This window comes from Butyricimonas sp. DFI.6.44, assembly GCF_022132345.1.
GTDB classification, from domain to species: Bacteria; Bacteroidota; Bacteroidia; order Bacteroidales; family Marinifilaceae; genus Butyricimonas; species Butyricimonas muris.
The window spans coordinates 88,603-112,066 of the sequence record NZ_JAKNJD010000014.1 but is presented as its reverse complement, the minus strand read 5'-3'; the positions used below and the strand labels follow the sequence as shown (position 1 = coordinate 112,066).

The following is a 23,464-nucleotide window of genomic DNA, read 5'->3' as shown; positions in this document are numbered from 1 at the left end:
GCTACAAGTAGCGTTCGGGCAAATATACAAATAAAGTTCATAAGTCGGTTTATAAAGTTGAGCTTTCGGCTCCTAAAGTTTATAAAGTTCATAAAGTAACGGGCATCCTTCGGATAAGGTTTGCTGGCAGCTATGCTGCCGTGGACAAAGCGCCCGCTAGGGTCCATAAACCTTATGAACTTTATAGACTTTACAAACTTTTAACAAACAGGGCGAAAAGCGTTTTGACGCATTCGCCCTGTTGCAAATGACAATTTGCAAACTTTTCCTATATTCGCGGGTAAATAAGGTTAAATCAGGAAAGATGTTCACGAAAGAGGAAGCGAAAGAGATTCGGGTGAAATTCTGGGAAGGCTTCAAGCGTTATTGCAAGCGGAAGCATATTTACCGGAAGTGGGTACTGACGGGGGTGAAAATCCCGTCGGTGCAACTGAAGTTTTATGTCGATCGGGAAAAGGCTTTGGTGTTGTTTCAGATTGACCACAGGAACGAGTTGCGTCGGTTCGAGGTGTACGAGTGTATATTGTCATATCAAACTCTGTTTCGGGCGGAATGCGGCGAAGAGTTGAAATGGGAAGAGGAGTACACCGGAATCGAGGGACAGAAGGTGAGTGCTATTTATTTCGAGTTGCCGGGGGTGAATCTTTACCGGACGGAAGATCACGAACGGATATACGCTTTCTTCGCGGAGAAGATGCCCTTGCTGGAAGATCTTTATTACGAGTACCGGGATTTGATTAACGAGAGGTTGAAGGATTCGAGATTTTAGATTTACGATTGAAGGATTTAAGAAATAATATGACAATGAAAATCAACAAGAGTGGGGCGGTGCTTTCCCGTATAGTACAGTTGGGCGAGACGCTGAAAGAGCTTTCCCGGAAGAACGGGAAGGAGTATTTACCGTTGAACAGGGGTGTGAATCAAGTGGTAAATATCGACTTGACGGAAGTCGTGAAAGGTATTGATTTCAATTCGCCGGAAATACAGGTGTACCCGCATGGTGCCGGGCGACCGGAGTTGCGGGCGGCGATAAACGATGAGTTTTTCATGGGGAAGTCTTCCCCGGATAATATATTGATTACGGCGGGCGGAATGCATGCGCTCGATCTGGTGGCGCAGACGGTAAATATCGGACGGTTGTATCTGCCGACTTATTACTGGGGGTGTTATTTCAAGATGTTGAAGATTCGCGGTATCGAGAGTGTGGGGTATGATAATCAGTCCGATTTGACGGGGATGATTGACGAGTTACGGGGAAATGCCGTGTTGATTAGTGATCCGAGTAATCCGCTTGGCGATAAGCACGACGACGGGGAGCAATTGGCTATTATCAGCGCGTTGAACGATGCCGGGGTGGTTGTGTTTCACGATTGCCCGTACCGCCGCCTGTACATGGATGCTACCGATGATTATTATACGAGGTTGATAAACATGGAGAACGTGATTATCACGGAGAGTTTCAGCAAGTCCGTGGGGTTGAGCGGGCAGCGGTTGGGTTTCGTACATACTTGCAACAAGGAGTTGCACGACGAATTGGAAGTGCGCGTGATGTATAACACGAACGGGATTAACGGTTTCGCTCAGGAACTAGTGTTGCGTTTGTTGACAACACCGGAGGGACGTGCCGCCGTGACGGCTTTCAAGGAACGCACGACACGTGATATCGCCTTGAATATCGATTATTTGCGGGAGCGGGGTTTTCTTGCTGAAGAATTTTATCATGGAACGAGCCCGCGGGGTATTTTCGTTATCGTGAATCGTGGTGAACAGGAGTTAATGGATCATTACATCGGGGCGGTGGGACTTGATTTCTTCACGAAGACAAAACAGGAGTACGCGAAAGGCTTTGCCCGGATTTGCGTGTCCGTGCCGCACGAGAAGCTCGTGAAGTACTTTAATGAAATTCAGTGATGCCAGCCGCACGGGGTGGTAATTTGCGTGTACGCCCCGTGCGGCTGGAATCACTGAATCGTCAATCATAAATCACTAAATCAATTCAGTCTTCTTTCGTCAGCGTGAACTCCTTGTCGGCAAAGAGTTCCGCAAGTCCCGATATCTGTTTCAAACGTAGAAGTTCATCTTTATCCATACCGATGTTACGGAGAATCCAACTGTCGGACATGCCGGCTTTCGTGAGTTCTGTCACGATTTCGGTCATCAGTTCTATGCTGTGGGTGCCGCGGGCGCGATTGTGGCGGATGGTCGATGCCATACGGTTGGAAATATCCTTGTCGATAACCACGACGGGGAGCATACCGTGTTCGCGCTCGTAGATGCGTTGCGAGGTTTTCATGACCTTGTAGCGATGGTAGCCGTCCACCAGCTCGTAGATGTCTTTTTCCGGGATGTAATAGCATACAACGGGCATAGTATAGCCATCTTCCCAGATGGAGAGTTCCAACAGGCTCATTTCCGGCGGGGCAACTACGTTCGGGTTGTACGAGTTGGCGACGACTTTGTCGATGGGTACGGGTATTACCTTGTAAACGGGGCTGTTAAAGTTTTCCATAGCTGTCCATTAATGCTTTATATTTATTCATGACGCGTTTGCGACGGTCGTTCTCGGTTTTATTCATGGCGAATCCCATGTACTTGCAGGCGTGGTCGTTCTTCAAGATACAGATGCACATCCTTTTGAACGTGGGAAGTTCTTTGAACTCGGGGATATTCACGTCATCTTGATATTCCATGCGCACGGGTTTCTTGTCGGTCTTGTAGTTCGTGCTTTCGGCGACCGTGATGGGGATATCCATCCGACGTAATTTGGCGATGGTTTCTTCTGCAAGGCATCCTCCCTTCTTACGCCAGAATTCCATGCTCGTGGAGAGTTTGTTCAAGTAATTCCGGCGGGTATCTTCCGGCAGGGTACAGAGCAGGAATTTCATGTATTCAGCCCATGTCATGCCTTCGGGGAGGGTGATGGATTGCCACCCCATGGCGGTGGTGCCGCCGTATATGCCGGTGAAATTCACCCCGTTCACGCGGCTGACCATTTTGCCCCACGTGTCGGGATCGATTGCCCGGTAGAGTTTCAAACTGGGTAATGCCTGCGAGATGAACGGGCTTGCCACGCGCTGGCGTTCGAGCGGAACCCCGGCTTGGTAGTATAAGTCGTAAAGGTGGTTGTAGTCCCAGCCGTGCTTGCCGTTCGCCGTCCATATATCCGTGGTTTGCCAGTCGAATATGGGGTAAGCATTGTAAATGCCTTTACTGATCCGGTGAGTCCATTTCAAGTGCTTGTAACTGTGGTAATTTCTGGCTCCATGTATTGCCTGCCAGCGGTGGTAGCTTTCCTGCGTGCGGATACCGATCAGACAACAAACGCGCTCGACTCCTTTTTGTCGATATATCCATTCCGCGAATTTGTTCTGGTAGTCATAATCCCACATGTCTTCCGTGTAGAAATCAAAGTCTTCTTTCCGGTAACAGTTTTGTGGCATTTCCCTCACCCAAAGGTGTCGTAAATCATCTTCCCACGGGCGCCAGAAACGCTGGTGCATGGAGGTACAGGTGGATACCTTGAAGGGAATGCATACCCGGTAAACTTCCAGTAAATCGGGATTGTCAGCCAAAGCCCGGTCCACGTAACGAATGGTTTCTTGGTATTGTACCTCGTAGTCCATGTGAAATACCCCGAGTTTTCGCTTCAACCTGTGTTGACGGATATAATCGATACACAGGTTTAATAGAACTCCGCTATCCTTCCCACCGGAGAAGGAAACGTAGACATAATCGAAGTCGGAGAATATCCGCTCCAATCGTGCCTGTACCGCGTCATATACACTTCTGGCTTTTCTCATTTCGGTTCGTGTATCATCTTTACATACAGTTTCCATTCTTTCTTGACGGTAAATCCACACGCGCGGAATGTATCCGCGTGGGGAGTGTGGGAAATCACGTACAAGGGTTTTTCCCCGGAAAATTCGTCGATCGCTTTCCGGGCAAACATGGATAACAACGTGGTATTTTCACCGGACACGTAATAGTTGTCGATGCATACGCACGAGTCTTTCACTTCGACGGGCATAAAGCCGCGTACTTTTTCCTCTTCCAATGCCACGAACCACACGTGGTGGTCGGAGGTTTTGAAAGGATAATTGTTGTTCTGGCGGAGCACGGGAGGGCTCATCACCAGTGGAGCCACGAGTTGATACAACCGGGTTGACGTTCCATGTAATTTTTCTATATTCATTGCCGAACTCTTTCTGGCAAATTTAATAAAGATTGGCAATGATTCAAAATGATGGTAAAAAAACCTTTCAATGAAATATTTACCGGGTATTTGACGAGTGCCGGAGAGGTCTGGGTGTGTGCGGTATTCTTTTTTGAAAGTGAATTTGACTTCTTCTATGCTGTGCGGCTATGTGTTCATTTGTTTTAAAGGTAAAATAATAGTGTCCGTTTTCAGCGTAAATTTGTTCATTTTGATAAGGTGTGAAATATCTCGTATCTTTATATACATGCTCCATAATATTCGTGAAAATAAAATTCACCGACCGTGAATGATGCCTGTGGTTTTCCAAGTCGCGTGATAAAAAATAAACCGGGAAGTTATTGTGTTGTGCAATAAACTTCCCGATCAGTGTATAGTTCAAATTAAAGTATCCTTAAAAATGGTGGAAGACCCTAGCAATCTTCCACCGCACTCTCTGTCTTTGCTTTACACCAACTCAGCATCACGCCGATTTTTGAAAATTCTAGTTTGTCTGAAAGTGGATATTCATTTCACTTCATGCTTTTAACAGTTTGAGTCAAAACTATGACATATCCCAAAAGTAACGGGAATAAGCGGCAATTTCCGTGTAAAGTCAATGTAACAAAGAACGCCCTTTTGACGAAATAGCGTCAATATTGGATAACAAAGAAATAAATAATTTTTGTTATTCGCAACAATAAGCATATAAAATTGTCAATATTCGGCATTTTTTTTAGCGAGGGGTATTATTTATCTTAACGTGTAATTGTGGTGGTTGATAGTTTAATATTTGATATATCGGTATTTAGGTGAAATTGGAAGTGTCCGTTTATTGGTTGTGTTACACGAGTATATTTGATAATATTAAGAATTTTCGTTGAATAGTTTGGTGCAATATTGGATTATTGTATTTGTTTTTAATATTGCCGGCTTTATTGATACCGTAATTCTTGATAGCCGGTATTGTAATTTTACATTCCATGTGCTGGAATCTGTATTTTAAATTTTAAGATAAGATTCGTCTTTAGAGAGGGAAAGTCCGTGATCGGGTGAAATTTATTATAACTAAATTATTTGCCCTACGTTTATATGAGGTATTCTAACTAAACTAAATACGATATATGGCAGATGCAGTAGGAGTCTCCAAGAAAGGAGAGAAGAAGAAAATTATATTCTTGATTATTTTTATTATCGTGGCCATTGTTGCTGTTGTTCTATGGTGGCTGAATTACAGGAAGTATATTAGCACGGATGACGCGAATCTCGACACGTACCGGATCGGTGTTTCGTCACAGGTGATGGGGCAGGTGACCCGCTTGTACGTGATGGAGGGGGATACCGTGCGGCAAGGAGATCTGCTGCTGACTCTTGACGATAGCGTTGCTTTGGCTCGCGTAAGTCAAGCAGAAGCGCAAAGAGAACAGCAATTGGCTCAACTTGCCTCGCGGCGGGTGAGCCTCGTGACGGCTCGTAAAGAGTTGGATATTGCCCGGTTGACCGAACAGTTGAACCTCGAGAATTATCAACGGGCGAAGGCGCAGTACGAGCGTAACGTGATTCCGCTCGAGAAATATCAAGACGTGGAACAGGCATGGAAAGCTTCGAAATTGCAGACAGAGATAGCTCGTGACCGTTTCCCCGCGGTTGAGGCGGAATTGAAAGCCGCGGAGGCCGCGATACGTGCCGTGGAGGCGACGATTGCCTCGGCACGTGCGGAGTTGGGATACTATCGGGTGTTGGCTCCCGCTGACGGAATCGTCGGCAAGAGGTGGGTGTTGCCGGGGGATATGCTCGAGGCGGGACAGACGGCGTTTACCTTGAACCGGGGAACGGATATCTGGGTGGCGGTTTATCTTGAAGAGACGAAGTTTAAAGAGATATACTTGGGACAAAAAGCCCAATTCACGCTGGACGCTTACGACAAACTGACTTTCGAGGGGCGGGTGTATTATATCGGGGATAACACGGCGTCGGAGTTAGCTCTCGTGCCGCCGAATAACGCTTCCGGTAATTTCACGAAAGTGACGCAGCGTATTCCTCTGAAGATTTCTATTGACAAGGTGGAGGGGGACGACGGGCAGAAAGCCCGGGTCAAACTGGTATCGGGAATGTCGGCAACCGTTAAAATCGTGAAGGAATGAGCGAAACTGCTGTTGCCGGGGGAGGAAGTTATAAATGGCTCGTGTTGCTTAACGTGATGCTTACCACCTTTATGGCGGTACTCGATTCGACGGTGGTCAATACGGGACTGCCCGTGATTATGGGTACGCTCGGGGCTTCGATGAATAGTGCCGAGTGGATTCTCACGGGGTATATGCTCTCCATGGCAACGATACTTCCGGCGGCGGGGTGGTTGTCTGACCGTTTCGGGTACAAGCGCATCTTTGTTTTCTCGTTGGTGGTCTTTACCGTCGGTTCGTTCATGTGCGGGAATTCCACGGCTATCGGGGAACTCGTGTTCTGGCGTATTATCCAAGGCGTGGGAGGCGGGTTGCTGATGCCCGTGGGGATGGCGGTCGTGACGACCGTTTTTCCCGTTGAGCAACGGGGGATGGCACTCGGTTTTTGGGCGATAGCTTCGGCGGCGTCCGTTTCGTTCGGGCCGCTTATCGGGGGATATCTCGTGGATAACCTGAACTGGAATTATATCTTTTTCGTGAATATACCTATCGGGATATTCAGTATTATATACACGCTGATCGTGCAACGGGAGTACAAGACGGGAGTGAGCAAAAAATTTGATATTCCCGGGTTTATCACTTCGGCGATCTTTCTGCCGGTATTCCTGTACGGGTTGTCGGAGGTGACGTCGAGCACGAACACGAAAGGGTGGTCCAGTCCCCTCGTGTTGGGGTGTATGTGGGTGGCGGTCGTGAGTTTCGTGTTGTTTCTTTACACGGAACTGACCGTGAAGAATCCCATGATTAACTTGAAGATATTCAAGGATCATAATTTCTCGTTGGCGAACTTGATCGTGTTTATTTTCGGTATCGGGATGTTTGGGAGTACTTTCTTGATACCCTTGTACATGCAGGATTCACTGGGGTATTCGGCTTACCAGACCGGGTTATTCTTTTTGCCCGTGGGATTCCTGCAGGCGGTGGCGTCGCCCATGGCGGGAAATATGACGCGGTGGGTGAATCCCAAGATTGTGATTATGACCGGGCTGATACTCCTGTGTAGCAGTTTCTACATGAACTACTCGTTTTCCTTTCTCACGGACAAATGGTATATTATGGTGAGTCTTTATTTGCGGGGTGTCGGGTTGGGTATCCTCTATCCCCCTTTGCTGAACGTGTCATTCCGGCAAATCGGTAACCGGCAGATGGCACAGGCATCGAGTGTCACGAATATCGTGCGGCAAATCGGGGGAAGTTTCGGCGTGGCGATGTTCAGTCACTTGTTGACTCAACGACAGACTTATCACACGGAACGCTATCACGAGGCGATAGCTTACACGGGGCAGACCTATTCGAATACGGTTGACGGGTTAGCCCGTTTTTTTGCCTCTAACGGGGGATTAGGACATTCCGAGTCGGTCAGTTACGCGAAAGAATATATTCTCGAACACGTGGATATGGAGGCGTATATCAGCGGGATCAACGATGTATTCTACGTGGCATTCGTGATCACGATACTTGCGATTATTCCCATGTTCTTTTTGAAAACAAAATGAATGATTATATGAGACGTATATTATCTGTTATTGTAATGTTGTCGGCTGTTTTTCAGGCAGGTGCTAAAAACGGTTACCAGCCCCATCTTGACCGCTTGAAGATGAATTATATCGCGGGTGTCACTCTGTGCGTTTCCATTTACGATGGCGGTAACCGCCGGAGTGAAAAAATCATCGGTCAGTCCCGCACGGCTCAAGCCGATGCGGCTATCCGTCTGTTGGAAAAACAAGTGGAAAACGAGATAGTCGCCTGTTATAACGACCTTCATTCCAGCAGAACGAAAATAGAATTGCTTGCACTCCAAGTAAAGGTGGCGGAGGAAACCTATCGCTAAGCGGAAGTGAACTATCGGGAAGGTGCGATCACGAATCTCGAATTGCTAACCAGTTCTACCAATGTTACGAATACCAAACTGCAATTGGAACAGGAAAAAATCAATTACACGCTCATGTACTACCAGTTGATGGTGGCTATCGGGAGGACGATAATCTATCCATAATCCAGAATAATACCGTCTGGTATGCCTTGTCCTGTTCGGACATGAGCGCGTTTATTTTTAAGTCTGTATTTTTTTGCAGTTCGTTGTACGGGACTAAGTCAAAGAAATTTCTGCTAATATCTTCACTCATTTTTTGTATTAGCAGTGGAAGGATGATGTCACCCATTTTTATCAAGGTTTTATATTCTTCAACTTCTTTGGAAGCATCAGAGCGGCTGCTTAATTTTACTCTGTGATTTGTATCGCAAGCATGTTTCCAGTCTTTATATCGTTTTTCAAAGCGTTGACGAGTGGAGTCCGGGATTTCAGAAACCGCTTCCTCTATAACTTTTTTGTCCTTGGCGGTAAATGTCCATTTGTTTTCACCAAAAGTTAATAGAGAAAGTAAAACCAGAATAGATGTAATAGCTGTTTTCATAGTTGTATGTTTTTTTTATACGTTAAAGCAGTTGAACGAGTAAACCGTTTTATGACGATACACCTCGCCCGGCTTGAGTAATGTCGCGGGGAACGAGGGATGATGAGGACTGTCGGGGAACATTTGTGTTTCTAGGGCAATGCCCGAATAAGCCCCGTAATGTTTACCGTTTTTACCGTTTGGCACGTTGATGTGTTTGCCGGTATATACTTGCAGTCCGGGGTAGTCGGATAGAATGGTGAGCGTGATCCCGTTCTTCGGGTGGGACAATTCAGCCATGAGTTGCGGTACACCGAGGTCCCCGTACACGTAGCAATCGTCCAACCCGTCTTCCTGTAAGGCAAGGAAAAGCGGTTTGTTGAAATTGAAAGCGTACTTGTTTTCTGCAGGGAGGATATTGCCCGTGGGAATCAAATCGGGAGTTGTTTCGAGATAGCGTTGGGAATACAGGTGCAACTCGTGATTTCCTATATTCTCGTCATCCGGTTTGAGGTTGAAGTAAGGATGTTGCGTGAGGTTCACGTGGGTGGCTTTGTCGCAGGTTGCCTCGTGAATGACCCGAAACACGTTTTGTTCTATCGAGTACCGTACGGTGACATCCAATGTCCCGGGAAAACCGCCCTCTCCGTCTTGATCGGTAAGGCGAAGGATCAAGTGTTCGTCATCCGGTTGCTCGACATCCCAAATTCGCTTGTCAAATCCTGCCGAACCGCTATGCAGGCAATTCCCGTTGTCGTTTTTATCTAAAGAGAATGTTTGCCCGTTTATTTCAAAAGCGGCATCTTTTATCCGGTTGCCATAGCGTCCGATAAGTGCGCCGAAATACGGGTAATTATTCAGGTATGCGGACTCGGCGTATTGTTCGACAGTATCGAACCCGAGTACGACGTCCGTCTGCTTCCATTTGCAATCACGGACAAATAGATTTTTGATGATTCCGCCGAGGTTACAGACATGAATCTCAAGGCACTCGTTTTTCAAGATATATTCTTTCAGTTTCATGGTTCGTGATTTTTATCGAGTCATAAAAGTAAGCAATAGACGACGATTTTCATTCATGTACCGTCAAAATTTTAAAGAAAATACTTTAACTTTGTAAACAATGGTCGTGCAAAAGCTGTCAAAGCTCTTGTTACGTATCGTTTTAAACTCTAAATTTTAAATTCTACACCATGGATACAAGCGTGTTGGAACAGGGATTTCAAGAGATATACGGGGGAAAGGCGGAACATCTTTATTTTGCCCCCGGACGGGTGAATCTGATCGGAGAACATATTGATTATAACGGGGGACGGGTGTTTCCTTGTGCCTTGAGTTTCGGGACTTATTTATCGGTTGCCCGTCGGGGTGATCGTAAAAGCGGTTTTGCCAGTATGAATCTGCCGTATCAGGGCGTGCTGGATGAAAGTGCTTTCACGGGTAAACCGAACGAGTGGGTGAAATATCCCTTGGGCGTCATGAAAGAATTTGCGAACCGGGGATTCAACCCGTGGGGTTTCGATATATTGTATTTCGGGGATATTCCCGGTGGTGCGGGGCTATCTTCTTCCGCCTCGATGGAGGTGGTGACGGCGTATATGCTGAATGATCTGCTGGGAGCGAATTTAGACACGGTCGAGCTGGTAAAAATGTCCCAGCACGCGGAAAACGATTTCGTGGGGATGAATTGCGGGATTATGGACCAGTTTGCCGTGGGAATGGGAAAGAAGGAACATGCCATCGCGCTGGATTGTGCCACGTTGGATTACGATTTGATACCCTTGAATATTAACGGTTACAAATTAGTGATCACCAACTCGAACAAGAATCACGATTTGGAGACTTCCAAGTATAACGAACGGAGAAGCGAGTGCGAACAAGCATTGGCGGCTATCAACCGGGAAGTGAAAACCGCTCATCTTTGCGATCTCAGTCCCGTGACATTCGAGAAACTGGCGTATCTTATGCCGAACGATACGGTGTATAGAAGGGCTCGTCACGCCGTGACGGAAAACGAACGGGTAAACGAGGCGATCGAGGTGCTCCAAAAAGGTGATCTGACTCGCTTCGGGCAATTGATGAACGACTCGCATCGTTCGTTGAAAGAGGATTACGAGGTCACCGGCAGGGAGATGGATACTCTGGCGGAAGAGGGGCAGAAACTGCCCGGTGTGTTGGGTTCCCGTATCACGGGCGGCGGTTTCGGCGGTTGCACGGTGAGCCTTGTGCAAGAGGATAACGTGCAGGATTTTATCGAGAGGCTTGCCGGGATTTACCATGACAAGATCGGTTTGAATGCCGAGTTCTACGTGGCGGATATCGGCGACGGGGTGCGGAAAGTTTACTAAAGTACAAACCTAAATAATTGGAAAGATGTTGAACACGAATTTTGAATTCTGGGATTATCTCATTTTCGGGCTATATGCCGTTATGATTATTGCCGTGGGTTTGTGGGTTTCGAGGGGAAAGAAAGGCGTACAAAAGACAACGGAGGATTATTTCCTCGCTAGTAAATCATTGCCGTGGTGGGCTATCGGGGCTTCTCTGATAGCGGCTAATATCTCTGCCGAGCAGTTTATCGGGATGTCCGGTTCGGGCTTTGCCGTGGGGTTGGCTATTGCTTCCTACGAGTTTATGGCCGCCTTGACGTTGATTATCGTGGGTAAGTTTTTCCTGCCTGTTTTTATCAAGCAAGGGTTATACACCATCCCGGAGTTCGTGGAGAAGCGTTTTTCCAAGAATTTGAAAACGATACTTGCCGTTTTTTGGATTGCTTTGTTTGTTTTCGTCAACTTGACATCCGTGCTTTTTCTCGGGGCAAAAGCGATAGACACGATTATCGGTACGGGCAACGGGGACTTGTTTATCCCTTCCATCGTGTGCCTTGCTTTCGTGGCGGCCGCTTATTCCATATACGGGGGACTGTCGGCAGTGGCTTGGACGGATGTGATTCAAGTCGCTTTATTGATTATCGGCGGTGTGATTACAACTTTGATTGCCTTGGATAACGTGTTGCCCGGCGGCGGAGTGGTGGAAGGCTTCAAGCACGTGGTGGATACGGCAGAGGACAAGTTTCACATGATTATTTCCAAGGATAACCCGGAATTTAAGAACTTGCCCGGAATCGCCGTTCTGGTAGGAGGTCTGTGGGTAGCGAATTTGTATTACTGGGGGTTCAATCAATATATCATCCAGCGTACACTGGCGGCGAAGTCATTAAAGGAAGCCCAGAGGGGAATAGCTTTCGCGGCATTCTTGAAATTGATCGTTCCGTTGATAGTGGTTATTCCGGGCATCGTGGCTTTCGTGATGTACACGGAGACAAAAGATTCCTCGGTAACGGCGATGTTCGAGATGACGGGTGGTAATGACAAGGCTTACCCGTGGCTGATCGGAACTTTCGTTCCCACGGGATTAAAAGGATTGGTTCTCGCGGCTTTGGCGGCGGCGATCGTGTCTTCGTTGGCTTCCATGTTAAATTCCACGTCTACCATTTTCACGATGGATATTTATAAACCTTACATAAATCACGGTGCTTCTCACAAGAAGTTGGTAAACGTGGGGCGGTTAACTGCTGCTGCGGTTTTGATTATAGCCGGTTTTATCGCTCCTTTGATGGCGAATTTCGATCAGATGTTTGTGTATATTCAAGAGTACACGGGATTGGTGAGCCCCGGTATTTTGGCAGTGTTCCTGATGGGATTGTTTTGGAAGAAAACGACCAACCGGGGAGCCATTATCGGGGTGCTGGTTTCTATCCCGGTAGCGTTGTTGCTGAAATTTTTGCCGATACAAATGCCGTTCCTCGATCAGATGATGTACACCTTCCTGTTGACGATGGTAACAATCGGTATGGTTAGTCTGGCAACCTGTGAAACCGACGATGACCCGAAAGGCTTGGTGTTGACTTCCGAGTTATTCAAAACAGATAAAGTATTTAATATCTGTGCCTATATTATCTGTATTCTTTTGGCGGTGATATATACGTTGTGCTGGTAGGAGAGAATTAAAAAGCCCCGCCGGAGCGGGGCTTTGTTTTTATAGTTGGTTTACAACTTCAACGTTGTCCATTCCCATTTGAATAGCCTCGATGTTCATCGGGATCATCTTGTGGTGACGGGCGGGCAATGATTTTGCTAACCCTTTTTCCACGTTATCCAATTTCACGATCGGTTTTACTTTCAAGAAGCCACCGAGAACGATCATGTTGAATACTTTCGGGTTACCTTTTTCAGCCGCGATGGCTGTTCCCTCGATTTTGTAGATGTTGATATCTTTTCTCGTGGGATTGTGGGTAATACCGTTCGGGTCGTAGATCAAGACACCACCGGGTTTTACCATGCTCTCAAACTTATCCATTGATTGTTGGTTAAGAATGATGGCAGTATCATATTTGGTTAAGATCGGGGAGCTGATGCGCTCGTCACTCAGGATGACGGTTACGTTGGCAGTACCACCGCGCATTTCAGGACCGTAAGACGGCATCCATGCCACCTCTTGATCTTGCATAATTCCGGAGTAAGCGAGAATTTTTCCCATGGAAAGAACTCCTTGCCCACCGAATCCTGCTATAATGATTTCTTCTGTCATAATTAGTAAATTGAAAATTGAAAATTGAAAATTGAAAATTGAAAATGATTATTGACAATCTTCAAGTTTCTTGTTATTGTTTTAATTCGTCTAATTTGTAAACTGCGATTGAAAATTGAAAGTTGAAGGATATTCATTTTCAATTTTCAATTCTGCATTTTCAATTATCTTTGATGTCTCCTAACTGGTATTTCGGGAACATGTTGTCAACCATCCACTTGTTGGCGTCAACCGGGGTCATTTTCCAACCGGAGTTACAAGTACCGACGATTTCCACGAAAGAAGTACCTTTTTCTTTCCGGGTATTCTCGAATGCTTTGCGGATAGCGGCTTTTGCTTTGCGCACGTTAGCCGGGGTATGTACCGACTGACGGGTTACATAGCAAGTTCCGTCCAATTGAGCGAGTAATTCGGTCAATTTCATCGGGAATCCGTTCAACTTGGCGTCACGTCCGTAAGGAGTGGTAGCGGTAACCTGTCCCAGAAGGGTGGTTGGTGCCATTTGTCCCCCGGTCATACCGTAGATAGCGTTGTTGATAAAGATCACCACGATGTTTTCACCACGGTTGCAAGCGTGCATGATTTCCCCGCATCCGATAGATGCCAAGTCACCGTCACCTTGGTACGTGAACACGTAACGATCCGGGTGAATGCGGCTGATTCCGGTAGCAACGGCAGGTGCGCGACCGTGAGCTGCTTCCGCCCAGTCAATGTCCAAATAATTGTAAGCGAGCACGGAACATCCTACCGGAGATACACCGATGGTCTTGTCCTGAATACCCATTTCTTCGATCACTTCCGCCAAGATTTTGTGAACCACGCCATGGGAACATCCCGGGCAGTAGTGCATCACGTTGTCGGTAAGCACGGGAGTTTTCTTGTAAACAATATTCTCCTCTTTTATTATATCTTTTAATTCTACTGACATAGCTTATGCTCCTATAATTTGTTTTTCAAGTGCTTCAACGATCTCTTCCGGTGTCGGGATCACACCCCCGAAACGTCCGTAGTGTTCTACCGGGATGTCATGGTTTGCCACGTTCAATCGAACGTCTTCAATCATTTGTCCGGCACTCATCTCTACAGTCAAGATACCTTTAACTTGTTTTGACAAGCGAGCCACTTCTTTTTTCGGGAAAGGATAAAGCGTGATCGGGCGAAGGATACCCACTTTGATTCCTTTTTCACGACACAGTTGTACGGCCTTTTGGCAAATACGGGAAGCTGATCCGTAAGCCACGAGCAGGTAGTCTGCATCCTCGCATTGGATCTCCTCGAAGCGAACGTCGTTCTCTTCCATTTCCTTGTATTTAGCCTGAAGTTTGTGGTTGAACTTTTCTTGTTTGTAAGAGTCAAGTTCAAGAGAAGTAACCGTGTTGTGGTAACGATGCGGTTTCTTTCCGGTCAATGCCCAACTATCGGACATTTTTTCGATCTCTTCCTCTGTCCAGCGAGCTTTGGGTTCGCTCAATTGAACTTTTTCCATCATCTGTCCGATAACACCGTCGGCAAGGATCATGGCGGGATTGCGATATTTGAAAGCGAGGTCAAATCCAAGACCCACGAAATCATTCATTTCTTGCACGGAAGCGGGAGCAAGCACGATCAAGTGATAGTCACCATGACCACCACCTTTGGTTGCTTGGAAATAGTCACTCTGTGCCGGTTGGATGGTTCCCAATCCTGGGCCTCCGCGTACAACGTTCACGACCAGACACGGTAACTCGGCTCCTGCCAAGTACGTGAGTGCTTCTTGCATTAGCGACATACCGGGGCTGGATGAAGATGTCATAGCTTTTTTACCGCAAGCGGCGGCACCGTATACCATGTTGATGGAGGCCAATTCACTCTCGGCCTGCAACACAACCATTCCTGTTTCCTCCCACGGTTTGCGTGCCATGAGAGTTTCCATGACTTCGGATTGCGGGGTAATAGGATAACCGTAGTATGCGTCACATCCGCAACGGATTGCGGCCTCGGCTATTACCTCATTCCCTTTCATTAATTTTACTTCTGCCATTTTTGGTAGTTTTTATTCTTATTCTACATTCATTTTGTAAACGGTAATTACCGAGTCAGGGCATACCAGCGCACAGCTGGCACATCCAATACATGCTTCCGGATTTACCATCTCGGAGTAGTTGTATCCTTTACCGTTTACCTCTTTTGCCAAAGCAAGAGTTTTGGTAGGACACGCGACCACGCAAAGGTTGCATCCTTTACATTTTTCTTTGTCAACGACGACAGCGCCTCTAAATTTTGCCATAATTGAATAATAGGTTATGATTTATAAATAAATTCTCTATTTCTCTTTTAGTTTGTAACGCATTTACGGGATAAAATTACAAACTTAAATTGAATCTTGAAATAGTTTATTGCCATTTTAACATTGTTTTGCTTTTATCCCGAAATTGTTTTCTTTCAAGGCTTGAATCAATTGAAAATTGAAAGTTGAAAATGAGAGGGGCGTTTCAGCGAATCATTTTCAATTTTCAATTCTCCATTTTCAATTATTTGTGGTCCGCGGCGAAACGTTTCAACCGGTCTTCTAGGTCGGGCATGCGTTCGAGTCCCGTTTGGGATACGCAAGCGCGCAAACCTTGTTTTTTTGAGCCGGTATCCCGCAACGGTATCGCGGATATGCCATAATACAGGATTGCTTTTGCCAACTCGCCACCGGAGAACCCCGGGTAAATCAGCGTGAAGTAGAATCCGTCGGCAATCGGTTCCTCCAGATCCCGATCGTACACGATCTCGAAACCGTATTTTGTAAAGAGTGTTTTCATGGCGTTAGCCCGCTCGGCGTATTCCCGTACCCCGTCGAGGATGTTGATGCGCCCCTCGTTGGCAGCTTTCAGTATTGCAGCCATGGCGTACTGGCAGGAGTGGGTGGTTCCGGATGACAGGGTATAGATGATGCGGTTTACAATCGTGTACCCGAGTGTACCCATTCCCCCGAAACGGTCGTGCAGGTTGTCGTACTTGCGGTTGTAAAGGGCGTCGGAAATACACATGATACCCAGACGTTGTCCTGCGTAGCTGAATAATTTCGAACCGGAGATCATCACGATATAGTTGTCCGTGTATTTGCCGACTGTGGCTTGGAACGGGGCCTTGCCCGGTACGGAAAGATCACGGCGGAAGTCCATGGCGAAGTAAGCGAGGTCTTCCAGCACGATCACGTCATACTTGGTGGCGAGTTCCCCGATAATTTTCAACTCTTCGTCCGTGAAGCAAATCCACGCCGGGTTGTTCGGGTTGCTGTACAGGATGGCGGAAATATTTCCCTTGGAGAGGTGTTCTTCCAGTTTCTCCCGGAGTTTTTCCCCGCGGTAGTTGTACACGTCGAATGACTCGAACGGTTTACCGATGACCTGCATCTGTGTTTTCTGCACGGGAAAGCCGGGATCGATGAAGAGCACGGTGTCTTTTCCCTTCTTGCATTCGGTCACTGCCATAAAGGCGGCGAAACAGGCTTGCATGGAACCCACCGTGGGAATGATGCCTTCCGGTTTGATGTCAATGTCCATGAAGTTTTTCACGAACTTGGAACCTTCTTCCTTGAATTCCTTGTGTCCTTCCAGCATGGGATAGAATTGGGCACATCCGGCACGTAAAGCCTCTATTTCGGCATCAATGCCGATCTTCGAGGGTGCCAATCCCGGTACACCCATTTCCATGCGGATGAATTTTTCCCCGCATTCGGCTTCAACCATGTTTACAACTTTCACGATGTCGCGTATCGTGGCATCTTCCATGTCACGGATCCCGCACGCTTCCAGCTTTCGGTCAACGATTTGTTTGTCAATTAGATTATTCTGCATGATTATATTTTATATGATTTATTCTCATTCTTTTAGCGTGTACGCGAGTTTAATAAAAAATTGTCATTAAATATCCCGAAATCGTTTTAAATTTGAAGCCATCGGGATAATTTAGTTTGATTCTGTAAAGGAGAGGTAGACGTGGCGCGTGTTTGCCCTATCCTCTCCGGCTCCTTTCTCTCCCTTAAAAAGCTTTCATTGACAAACTAACTTCAAAGCATGAACGCTCGTTTACGTTCATGGTACGTTCATGATACGTTCATGCTTCGAAGATGAGGTAGAGTATGGGTAGACCATGGGTAAACCCACGGTTATCCTATGGTAATTCTACCTCAACTTTCTTGCAGGCTGCTTCCGGAGAGCTTTCAGCCCCCTTGGGGACGGATGGTGTAAGAGTGGTAAAACGAGGGGGTAAGCGGGAAAAGGCAGGATTACGGTGGGATAACCGTGGAAACGGGGTTGAATCGTTCTGTACAAAAATTGTTTCGGGTGCGGAAATAATCGGGGCAAGTTTTTGAATCTGTTATTGTTTTCGTAGTTTCGCGTAATTAAAACCGGAAGATTGAAATATTGATATGGGTTTTGGCTTCATTTTCAATTTTCAATTTTCAATTTTCAATTGTTATATGAATCTGGAATGGTATATTGCGCGTAGGTTGTTGAAAGGGGACGCAATGAAGTCCGTGTCGGTGCCGATCGTGAAGATCGCTATCGTGGGTATCGCGTTGGGATTGTGCGTGATGTTGTTGTCGTTGTTCATTATCACCGGGTTCAAGCAGGAGATCACGGAAAAGTTATCAGGTTTCACCGCGCATCTGAACGTGCAGCCTTTTATGCCCGGTTCGACGGGAGATGAGGGCGTTATTCGGGGGGCGGACACGCTGATGACGGAATTGAAACGGGTTGAGGGGGTGAAGGACGTGTACGGGTATATCGAGAAGCCCGCTATATTCAAGAGCAAGGAGGAGATTCACGGGATAGTGCTGAAAGGGGTAGATGCGGGTTATGATGCGGCTTTTTTTCAACGGAATTTGAAGGAGGGGATGTTTCCGGATTTTTCAACGGAGACGACCTCGAATGACATATTGATTTCCCGCTCTGTCGCTTCCATGCTAGGCTTGGGGTTGGGCGACCGGGTGACGTCGCATTTCGTGCAGGAACCGCCTCGGGCACGGGTGTTCACGGTAGCGGGTATATACGACACCGGGTTCAAGGAGTATGACGACGTGATGGTCGTGGCGGATGTCCGGCATCTGGCTCGTTTGAACGGTTGGAAAGCGGGAGAGGTGTCAAAGATTGCCGTGGAGTTGGACGACGTGGAACAGGTGAATGAAATGGCGGAGAAGGTGGACGACTTGCTTGACGAGCTGGGGTGGTATTGCGAGGTGCGGACGCTTGCCGACGAGGCACCGCAGATTTTTGACTGGCTGGCGTTGTTGAACATGAACGTGTGGGTGATTTTGATTCTAATCGTGACGGTGGCGGGATTTAATATGGTATCCGGCCTGTTGATTTTAATATTGGATAAGACAACATTTATCGGTATCATGAAAGCGTTGGGATACAAAAATGTATCTTTGCGTAAGTTGTTCCTTTATATTTCAGCCGGGTTGATTGCCCGAGGGATGTTGTGGGGCAACGTGTTGGCATTTGTGCTGGCAGGTGTACAGGCGGCTTTTAACGTGATACATCTTGATCCGGTGACTTATTACATGGATACAGTGCCTGTTAATTTCAGTATCGGGTACGTGATTTTGTTGAACGCGGGAGTGATAGCCGTGACGGTGCTGATGCTGGTGATTCCCACGATGCTGATTTCCAAGATCAGTCCGGTGAAGGCGATAAAATTTGAGTGAGATATTATATATGTATTATGGGAAAACGAATTGATTTTTCTGGGCTGAAAGAATCTTTGCTGTGCTGGCTGGACGAGCATCGTCACGGGGTGATGGGGACGGTGATATTTCATCTGTTGGTGGCGATTTGTCTGGTGAGTATGGGGATATCCCAGTTGGAGAATCACGTGGAGATGGAGATCGAGTTGGATATGCCGGAGCCGGAAATTATTCAGCAGAAACAGGAGGAGATCAAGAAGAAAGAGGAGGTGGCTCGCCAGAGCGCAGATGAAGAGGTGGAGAGAATGTTGCGTTCGATGGCGGTAAATGAAGACGCGGTGAAAAGTAATGAGGCGTCGGAGTCGCACGAGCGGATAGAGGAATATATCAACGAGATACAGGAAGAATTGCGGGGGGATTACGGGGATCGTTACAAGGCGGAGAAAAATAAACATTTCAAGGAGGATAGTATTCGTTTTAGCCGGGACGAGAAGCAGAGGCTGTTGGATTCGTTGCAATCCACGGTGTACGTGGGGAAGAGTAGCGTGTCCTATAATATCAAGGGGCGTTACAAGACTTATTTGCCGATTCCGGTTTACAAGTGTGAATTCGGGGGGAAGGTGGTTGTTGCCGTAGTGGTAAACCGACAAGGGCGGGTGTTAAAAGCCGAGGTCGTGGATAAGGAATCAAATCAGGATAGTAATTTACGGGAAGTGGCGGTAGACGCTGCATTGCGGTCGGAGTTCAATGTAGATGCGAGTGCCCCGGAAAGGCTGGCGGGAACGATTACTTATAACTTCGTGAAACAGTGAAGGGAATTTATGATTTTGGATTTATGATTTTAGATTGAAAGATATTGGATTTGTGATTAAGAGGTTGGGGAAGATATTTTTGGATTATTTGCGGTCGGGGGTTGGATTGTTGTTTCCGAGAGTTTGCGTGGTGTGTGGTGACGTGTTGGTACGCGGAGAACGGTTCATGTGCTCGGGTTGTTTGTGCCGGATGCCGCTGAACGAGGGGGCGGATGAAGGGGCGGACGAGAGAATGAAAGAGGTGTTGGACGCGGAGAATTTGTTTTGGTTGTTCACGTATAACCGGGAGAGTGATTTTCATCAATTGATATATGCCATAAAATACAAGTCGAGGCGGGAGCTGGGTGTGTGGGCAGGACGGATGCTTGGAGAGAGGATCGGGACGGGACATGGAATTGATTGTGTTATTCCGGTGCCGTTGCATCCGGCACGTGAAAAAGAGCGGGGATTTAACCAGTCGTTGGTGATTGGCACGGGGATTGCAGGGGTTTTAGGGGTAAAGATTGTGCCGGATGTGCTTGAACGGAAGGAGAATACTCGTTCGCAGACAGGGTTGAGCCGGGAAGAAAGGGCGGATAACGTGATGAAGGCTTTCCGTTTAACGGACCCGGGGCGGTTGCGGGGGTGTCACGTGTTGCTGGTGGATGATGTCCTCACGAGTGGCGCGACAACCAAGGCTTGTCTGGCAGAGTTGCGGAAGATAGAGGGTGTGCGATGTAGCGTTGCTTGTCTCGGTAAAGCCGGTAAAATTTAAAAAACTGAAATCTTAAAACTGAATTTGAGAGGATTTTAGCTTTTTTTCCCTAGTTTTGTAAAGTTAATATTTGGAAGAGCTATGAATAAGATTTTTTGGAACGGATTCTGTTTTGTTGCTGTGATGATAGCGTTGGTGATTTATGCTTGCGCGAACCGGGGATACCCGCAAGGGGGGGAGAAGGACGAGACTCCGCCAAAAGTGATCAAGGAGGTGCCGGAATCGTATTCCACGAACTTTAAAGGGAAGTATATTGATATTTATTTTGACGAGTACGTGCAACTCAAGGAGATTAACAATAAATTCGTGATGTCGCCCCCGGCGAAGAAGAAAGCGAGAGTGAGTCTGCGGGGAAAATATATACGGGTGACCTTCCAAGACACGTTGTTGCCGGAAACGACGTACACGTTGGATTTTGCCGATGCAATCGTGGATAATAACGAGGGTAATCCGTTGGGGTTCTATCGTTACGTGTTTTCCACGGGACCGAAACTGGATTCGATGGAGTTGGCGGGACAGGTGATTGACATGGAATCGCAGTTGCCCGTGTTGGGGGCTATGGTGCTGTTTTACGAGAATCACGCGGATTCTGCCGCCATGTTGGAATTGCCGAATTACGTGGCAAGGACGGATAGCGCGGGAATGTTCCGGGTGACGAATATAAAAAATACTACCTACCGGATACTGGCGATCGATGACGCGAACCGGGATAACAAGTTTATGCCGGAGGAGGAAAAGGTCGGTTTTATAGATTCGCTGGTGACGACAATGGCTTTCCCGGTAGTGGTGTATGACACGATACGTCCCGATACCGTGGTATTGGAGGGACGTCGTACAAAGAAAGGTGTCGAGTTGAAAGTGTTGACACAGGACACGATCGTGCGGAGGGATTACACGGCGTTCGGGCCGAGTAACCTGTTTATCCCGATGTTTGACGAGGAGAAAACTCAGTTGTATCTCGTGGACGGGGATCGCAAGGAGAGGGAACGGTTGGATTTTATATTCAGTATCCCGGCGGAGAATCGGTTGAGTGTACGTCTGCGCGGGTTGCATTTGCTGGAAAAAGAGGATCAGAGTGACTGGTTCCTTGAAGAGCGTTCTGCCGGCAGAGATACTATTCAGTTGTGGATAAAAGATTCGCTGGTGTACAAGATTGATTCTTTAACGGCGTTAGTGACTTATTTGCGTTCAGATTCCCTCGGGAAACGGGAACTTTTTACCGACACGACTCGTTTCTATTTCAAGGATAAACCGGAACCTAAAGGAAGACGTAAGAAGGATAAGGACACGATTCCGGAGATCAAGTTTATGGAGGTGAATATCGGGGTTGGCGGAACGGCCGATTTGAATAAAGGGATTCGTTTTGATTTTGACCGACCGATTCACGAAGACGGGTTTAAGAATATTCATTTGTTCGAGAAGGTGGATACGATATGGGAACCCGCTGATTTCACGATGAAACGGGATAGCCTGAAGATTCGTAGATATGAACTTGGAACGAAATGGAAGCCGGAAACAGAGTATAAATTAGTTGTAGATTCTATGGGAATATATAGTATTTACGGGTTATATAACAATAAGATCGAGAAAACGTTCAAGACCAAGGCGGAGGAGGATTACGGGAAGATTTTCGTGCAGGTGAAGAATGCCCAAACGCCGATAATTATACAACTTTATCAAGGGGATAAGGAAGTGAAAGTGCTGGAAGAGCGTTGGATAGAGAAGGACGGGAAGGTGATGTTCGATTATTTGAACGAGGGGAAATATATGATTCGCGGGATACTCGACCGGAACGGTAACAAGAAGTGGGACACGGGTAATTACTTGAAAGGTATTCAACCCGAAGAGATAAAATATTTGCCCGTGGAGATTAATTTGAAGAAAAACTTCGACGTGGAGCAGGAATTTGACGCGAGCAAAACGTACAAGAGAGAAGACCCGAGTAAAAAGAAAAATACAGAGAACAAGGATAACCGGAGAAACAGAAACAATAGATGAGAATAATTATACTGATATTGGTATTGTTCGTCAGCCTGCCTGCCGTTTCGCAGAGGAAGGTGCCCAACGTGATAGAAAAACTGACATACAGGGGCTATTACAATTGGGGCTTTATCTGGATTAACGCCGGTGCGGTGGAGATGAGCGTGAAGCCTTCCGAAAAGTACCCGAACGCGGAGGAGGTGTTCGCCGTGGGGTATTCCAATCCCTCGTGGGATTGGGTGTTCAAGTTGCGCGATACGTTGATTTCTCACCATGATAGCGTGACTTATATGCCTTACGAGTTTTCCCGGAAGGCTCACGAGGGGAATTATCACAAGACGTTCGATTACGTGTGGGATTATGACAGTAACCGGATTCTGTCCGACGTGCATAAGATAGGAAAGTATAAGCGTAAGGATACGATTGCTTTGCAACCGGACACGTATAATATGTTGTCCGTGGCGTGGAAAGCCCGTGAATTGGATTTTGACAAGTACAAGAAAGGGGATATGATTCCCATACGTATATTGTTGGATGATAAGATTTACGATTTATATATCCGTTATCTGGGACTGGAAAAGGTGAAGACGGATAGCGGACGCAGGCAATGTTACGTGTTCTCGCCTTTGCTTGTCGCCGGAGATGTTTTCAAGGGCGGGGAGAATATGAAGGTATGGGTGAGTAATGACGAGTACAGGATTCCCGTGATGGTGGAGGCGAAAATCCTCGTGGGATCGGTGAAAGGGATTCTGGATGAGGCAAACAGTAAATTTTAGCAATTGAAAATTGAAAATGCAGAATTGAAAATTGCTCTGTGTTTTTGATTTTCAATAATATATATAATGGGAAATAGATAAATGAAGTTTTTGGTAGGTTCATTTTCAATTTTCAATTTTTAATT

Annotated in this window: 22 protein-coding genes and 1 pseudogene; 13 read left to right on the top strand and 10 right to left on the bottom strand. The window is 46.9% G+C overall.

Annotation, left to right across the window (positions count from 1 at the left end; genetic code table 11):
- Window positions 1-304 precede the first annotated feature (304 nt).
- Both L0M98_RS18495 and L0M98_RS18490 read left to right on the top strand, forming a co-directional pair.
- Entirely contained in the window at window positions 305-769 is a 465-nt protein-coding gene (locus L0M98_RS18495; protein ID WP_186977341.1) for a DUF4268 domain-containing protein, read from the top strand.
- Between the two features lie 35 nt (window positions 770-804).
- Window positions 805-1,911: a pyridoxal phosphate-dependent aminotransferase gene (locus L0M98_RS18490; RefSeq protein ID WP_176554859.1), complete on the top strand. Its 1,107-nt coding sequence runs from the start codon at window positions 805-807 to the stop codon at window positions 1,909-1,911.
- A gap of 85 nt (window positions 1,912-1,996) precedes the next feature.
- On the opposite strand, the gene L0M98_RS18485 is transcribed toward L0M98_RS18490, so the two are convergent.
- From L0M98_RS18485 to L0M98_RS18475, 3 genes are read right to left on the bottom strand one after another with little or no spacing between them, the layout of a single operon-like run.
- Complete coding sequence (locus tag L0M98_RS18485; RefSeq protein WP_099289939.1) at window positions 1,997-2,509, bottom strand: IbrB-like domain-containing protein; 513 nt, start codon at window positions 2,507-2,509, stop codon at window positions 1,997-1,999.
- A complete protein-coding gene (locus L0M98_RS18480; RefSeq protein WP_227217189.1) occupies window positions 2,496-3,800 on the bottom strand; it encodes a DUF3440 domain-containing protein in 1,305 nt (434 codons plus the stop codon). Before L0M98_RS18480 ends, L0M98_RS18485 begins: the two co-directional genes overlap by 14 nt.
- On the bottom strand, window positions 3,797-4,192 hold the full coding sequence (locus tag L0M98_RS18475; protein ID WP_186977337.1) for a hypothetical protein: 396 nt from the start codon (window positions 4,190-4,192) through the stop codon (window positions 3,797-3,799). The genes L0M98_RS18480 and L0M98_RS18475 overlap by 4 nt, the downstream gene beginning before the upstream one ends.
- A gap of 1,124 nt (window positions 4,193-5,316) precedes the next feature.
- On the opposite strand from L0M98_RS18475, the gene L0M98_RS18470 reads away from it, so the two are divergent.
- From L0M98_RS18470 to L0M98_RS18460, 3 genes and pseudogenes are all read left to right on the top strand, one after another.
- Window positions 5,317-6,336 (top strand): HlyD family secretion protein, encoded by a 1,020-nt coding sequence (locus L0M98_RS18470; protein WP_227217190.1) that lies wholly within the window; start codon window positions 5,317-5,319, stop codon window positions 6,334-6,336.
- The gene (locus tag L0M98_RS18465) at window positions 6,333-7,871 is read left to right on the top strand and encodes a DHA2 family efflux MFS transporter permease subunit (protein ID WP_186977333.1); all 1,539 of its coding nucleotides are present in this window, start codon (window positions 6,333-6,335) and stop codon (window positions 7,869-7,871) included. The genes L0M98_RS18470 and L0M98_RS18465 overlap by 4 nt, the downstream gene beginning before the upstream one ends.
- Window positions 7,868-8,371: pseudogene (locus L0M98_RS18460) on the top strand (TolC family protein). Before L0M98_RS18465 ends, L0M98_RS18460 begins: the two are co-directional and overlap by 4 nt.
- Here L0M98_RS18460 and L0M98_RS18455 read toward each other — a convergent pair.
- A complete protein-coding gene (locus L0M98_RS18455) occupies window positions 8,343-8,789 on the bottom strand; it encodes a hypothetical protein (RefSeq protein WP_227217191.1) in 447 nt (148 codons plus the stop codon). The pseudogene L0M98_RS18460 and the gene L0M98_RS18455 sit on opposite strands and share 29 nt — an antisense overlap.
- A gap of 15 nt (window positions 8,790-8,804) precedes the next feature.
- Window positions 8,805-9,791, bottom strand: coding sequence for an aldose epimerase family protein (locus L0M98_RS18450; protein ID WP_227217192.1), 987 nt, complete (start codon window positions 9,789-9,791; stop codon window positions 8,805-8,807).
- A 170-nt stretch (window positions 9,792-9,961) separates the two neighbouring features.
- Between L0M98_RS18450 and L0M98_RS18445 the strand changes: the two genes are divergently transcribed.
- Window positions 9,962-11,116: a galactokinase gene (locus L0M98_RS18445; protein WP_227217193.1), complete on the top strand. Its 1,155-nt coding sequence runs from the start codon at window positions 9,962-9,964 to the stop codon at window positions 11,114-11,116.
- A gap of 25 nt (window positions 11,117-11,141) precedes the next feature.
- A complete protein-coding gene (locus tag L0M98_RS18440) occupies window positions 11,142-12,767 on the top strand; it encodes a sodium/sugar symporter (protein WP_227217194.1) in 1,626 nt (541 codons plus the stop codon).
- Between the two features lie 39 nt (window positions 12,768-12,806).
- Here L0M98_RS18440 and L0M98_RS18435 read toward each other — a convergent pair whose 3' ends face one another.
- The 5 genes from L0M98_RS18435 to L0M98_RS18415 form a co-directional block, all read right to left on the bottom strand.
- Window positions 12,807-13,358, bottom strand: a complete 552-nt coding sequence (locus tag L0M98_RS18435) for a 2-oxoacid:acceptor oxidoreductase family protein (protein WP_099289946.1) — start codon at window positions 13,356-13,358, stop codon at window positions 12,807-12,809.
- 160 nt (window positions 13,359-13,518) lie between these two features.
- Window positions 13,519-14,286, bottom strand: a complete 768-nt coding sequence (locus tag L0M98_RS18430) for a thiamine pyrophosphate-dependent enzyme (RefSeq protein ID WP_186977320.1) — start codon at window positions 14,284-14,286, stop codon at window positions 13,519-13,521.
- A 3-nt stretch (window positions 14,287-14,289) separates the two neighbouring features.
- Window positions 14,290-15,378 carry a 3-methyl-2-oxobutanoate dehydrogenase subunit VorB gene (locus L0M98_RS18425; protein WP_099289948.1) on the bottom strand — a complete coding sequence of 363 codons (1,089 nt, stop codon included), beginning with the start codon at window positions 15,376-15,378 and terminating at the stop codon, window positions 14,290-14,292.
- 18 nt (window positions 15,379-15,396) lie between these two features.
- Window positions 15,397-15,624 carry a 4Fe-4S binding protein gene (locus tag L0M98_RS18420; protein ID WP_099289949.1) on the bottom strand — a complete coding sequence of 76 codons (228 nt, stop codon included), beginning with the start codon at window positions 15,622-15,624 and terminating at the stop codon, window positions 15,397-15,399.
- Between the two features lie 244 nt (window positions 15,625-15,868).
- On the bottom strand, window positions 15,869-17,182 hold the full coding sequence (locus tag L0M98_RS18415) for a pyridoxal phosphate-dependent aminotransferase (protein ID WP_099289950.1): 1,314 nt from the start codon (window positions 17,180-17,182) through the stop codon (window positions 15,869-15,871).
- Between the two features lie 284 nt (window positions 17,183-17,466).
- Between L0M98_RS18415 and L0M98_RS18410 the strand changes: the two genes are divergently transcribed.
- The 6 genes from L0M98_RS18410 (at window position 17,467) to L0M98_RS18385 (ending at window position 23,339) form a co-directional block, all read left to right on the top strand.
- The gene (locus L0M98_RS18410) at window positions 17,467-17,700 is read left to right on the top strand and encodes a hypothetical protein (RefSeq protein ID WP_227217195.1); all 234 of its coding nucleotides are present in this window, start codon (window positions 17,467-17,469) and stop codon (window positions 17,698-17,700) included.
- Window positions 17,701-17,808: 108 nt separating this feature from the next.
- Window positions 17,809-19,038, top strand: coding sequence for an ABC transporter permease (locus tag L0M98_RS18405; protein ID WP_227217196.1), 1,230 nt, complete (start codon window positions 17,809-17,811; stop codon window positions 19,036-19,038).
- Window positions 19,039-19,055: 17 nt separating this feature from the next.
- Window positions 19,056-19,829, top strand: a complete 774-nt coding sequence (locus tag L0M98_RS18400; RefSeq protein ID WP_227217197.1) for an energy transducer TonB — start codon at window positions 19,056-19,058, stop codon at window positions 19,827-19,829.
- 52 nt (window positions 19,830-19,881) lie between these two features.
- Complete coding sequence (locus tag L0M98_RS22720; RefSeq protein WP_227217198.1) at window positions 19,882-20,583, top strand: ComF family protein; 702 nt, start codon at window positions 19,882-19,884, stop codon at window positions 20,581-20,583.
- Window positions 20,584-20,664: 81 nt separating this feature from the next.
- A complete protein-coding gene (locus tag L0M98_RS18390; RefSeq protein ID WP_227217199.1) occupies window positions 20,665-22,581 on the top strand; it encodes an Ig-like domain-containing protein in 1,917 nt (638 codons plus the stop codon).
- Complete coding sequence (locus L0M98_RS18385) at window positions 22,578-23,339, top strand: DUF3108 domain-containing protein (RefSeq protein ID WP_099289954.1); 762 nt, start codon at window positions 22,578-22,580, stop codon at window positions 23,337-23,339. Before L0M98_RS18390 ends, L0M98_RS18385 begins: the two co-directional genes overlap by 4 nt.
- Window positions 23,340-23,464: the final 125 nt, after the last annotated feature.

Coding starts and splice junctions, on each gene's coding strand:
- L0M98_RS18495 (WP_186977341.1), top strand. CDS start 305: ATGTTCACGAAAGAGGAAGCGAAAGAGATTCGGGTGAAATTCTGGGAA.
- L0M98_RS18490 (WP_176554859.1), top strand. CDS start 805: ATGAAAATCAACAAGAGTGGGGCGGTGCTTTCCCGTATAGTACAGTTG.
- L0M98_RS18485 (WP_099289939.1), bottom strand. CDS start 2,509: ATGGAAAACTTTAACAGCCCCGTTTACAAGGTAATACCCGTACCCATC.
- L0M98_RS18480 (WP_227217189.1), bottom strand. CDS start 3,800: ATGAGAAAAGCCAGAAGTGTATATGACGCGGTACAGGCACGATTGGAG.
- L0M98_RS18475 (WP_186977337.1), bottom strand. CDS start 4,192: ATGAATATAGAAAAATTACATGGAACGTCAACCCGGTTGTATCAACTC.
- L0M98_RS18470 (WP_227217190.1), top strand. CDS start 5,317: ATGGCAGATGCAGTAGGAGTCTCCAAGAAAGGAGAGAAGAAGAAAATT.
- L0M98_RS18465 (WP_186977333.1), top strand. CDS start 6,333: ATGAGCGAAACTGCTGTTGCCGGGGGAGGAAGTTATAAATGGCTCGTG.
- L0M98_RS18455 (WP_227217191.1), bottom strand. CDS start 8,789: ATGAAAACAGCTATTACATCTATTCTGGTTTTACTTTCTCTATTAACT.
- L0M98_RS18450 (WP_227217192.1), bottom strand. CDS start 9,791: ATGAAACTGAAAGAATATATCTTGAAAAACGAGTGCCTTGAGATTCAT.
- L0M98_RS18445 (WP_227217193.1), top strand. CDS start 9,962: ATGGATACAAGCGTGTTGGAACAGGGATTTCAAGAGATATACGGGGGA.
- L0M98_RS18440 (WP_227217194.1), top strand. CDS start 11,142: ATGTTGAACACGAATTTTGAATTCTGGGATTATCTCATTTTCGGGCTA.
- L0M98_RS18435 (WP_099289946.1), bottom strand. CDS start 13,358: ATGACAGAAGAAATCATTATAGCAGGATTCGGTGGGCAAGGAGTTCTT.
- L0M98_RS18430 (WP_186977320.1), bottom strand. CDS start 14,286: ATGTCAGTAGAATTAAAAGATATAATAAAAGAGGAGAATATTGTTTAC.
- L0M98_RS18425 (WP_099289948.1), bottom strand. CDS start 15,378: ATGGCAGAAGTAAAATTAATGAAAGGGAATGAGGTAATAGCCGAGGCC.
- L0M98_RS18420 (WP_099289949.1), bottom strand. CDS start 15,624: ATGGCAAAATTTAGAGGCGCTGTCGTCGTTGACAAAGAAAAATGTAAA.
- L0M98_RS18415 (WP_099289950.1), bottom strand. CDS start 17,182: ATGCAGAATAATCTAATTGACAAACAAATCGTTGACCGAAAGCTGGAA.
- L0M98_RS18410 (WP_227217195.1), top strand. CDS start 17,467: ATGGGTAGACCATGGGTAAACCCACGGTTATCCTATGGTAATTCTACC.
- L0M98_RS18405 (WP_227217196.1), top strand. CDS start 17,809: ATGAATCTGGAATGGTATATTGCGCGTAGGTTGTTGAAAGGGGACGCA.
- L0M98_RS18400 (WP_227217197.1), top strand. CDS start 19,056: ATGGGAAAACGAATTGATTTTTCTGGGCTGAAAGAATCTTTGCTGTGC.
- L0M98_RS18390 (WP_227217199.1), top strand. CDS start 20,665: ATGAATAAGATTTTTTGGAACGGATTCTGTTTTGTTGCTGTGATGATA.
- L0M98_RS18385 (WP_099289954.1), top strand. CDS start 22,578: ATGAGAATAATTATACTGATATTGGTATTGTTCGTCAGCCTGCCTGCC.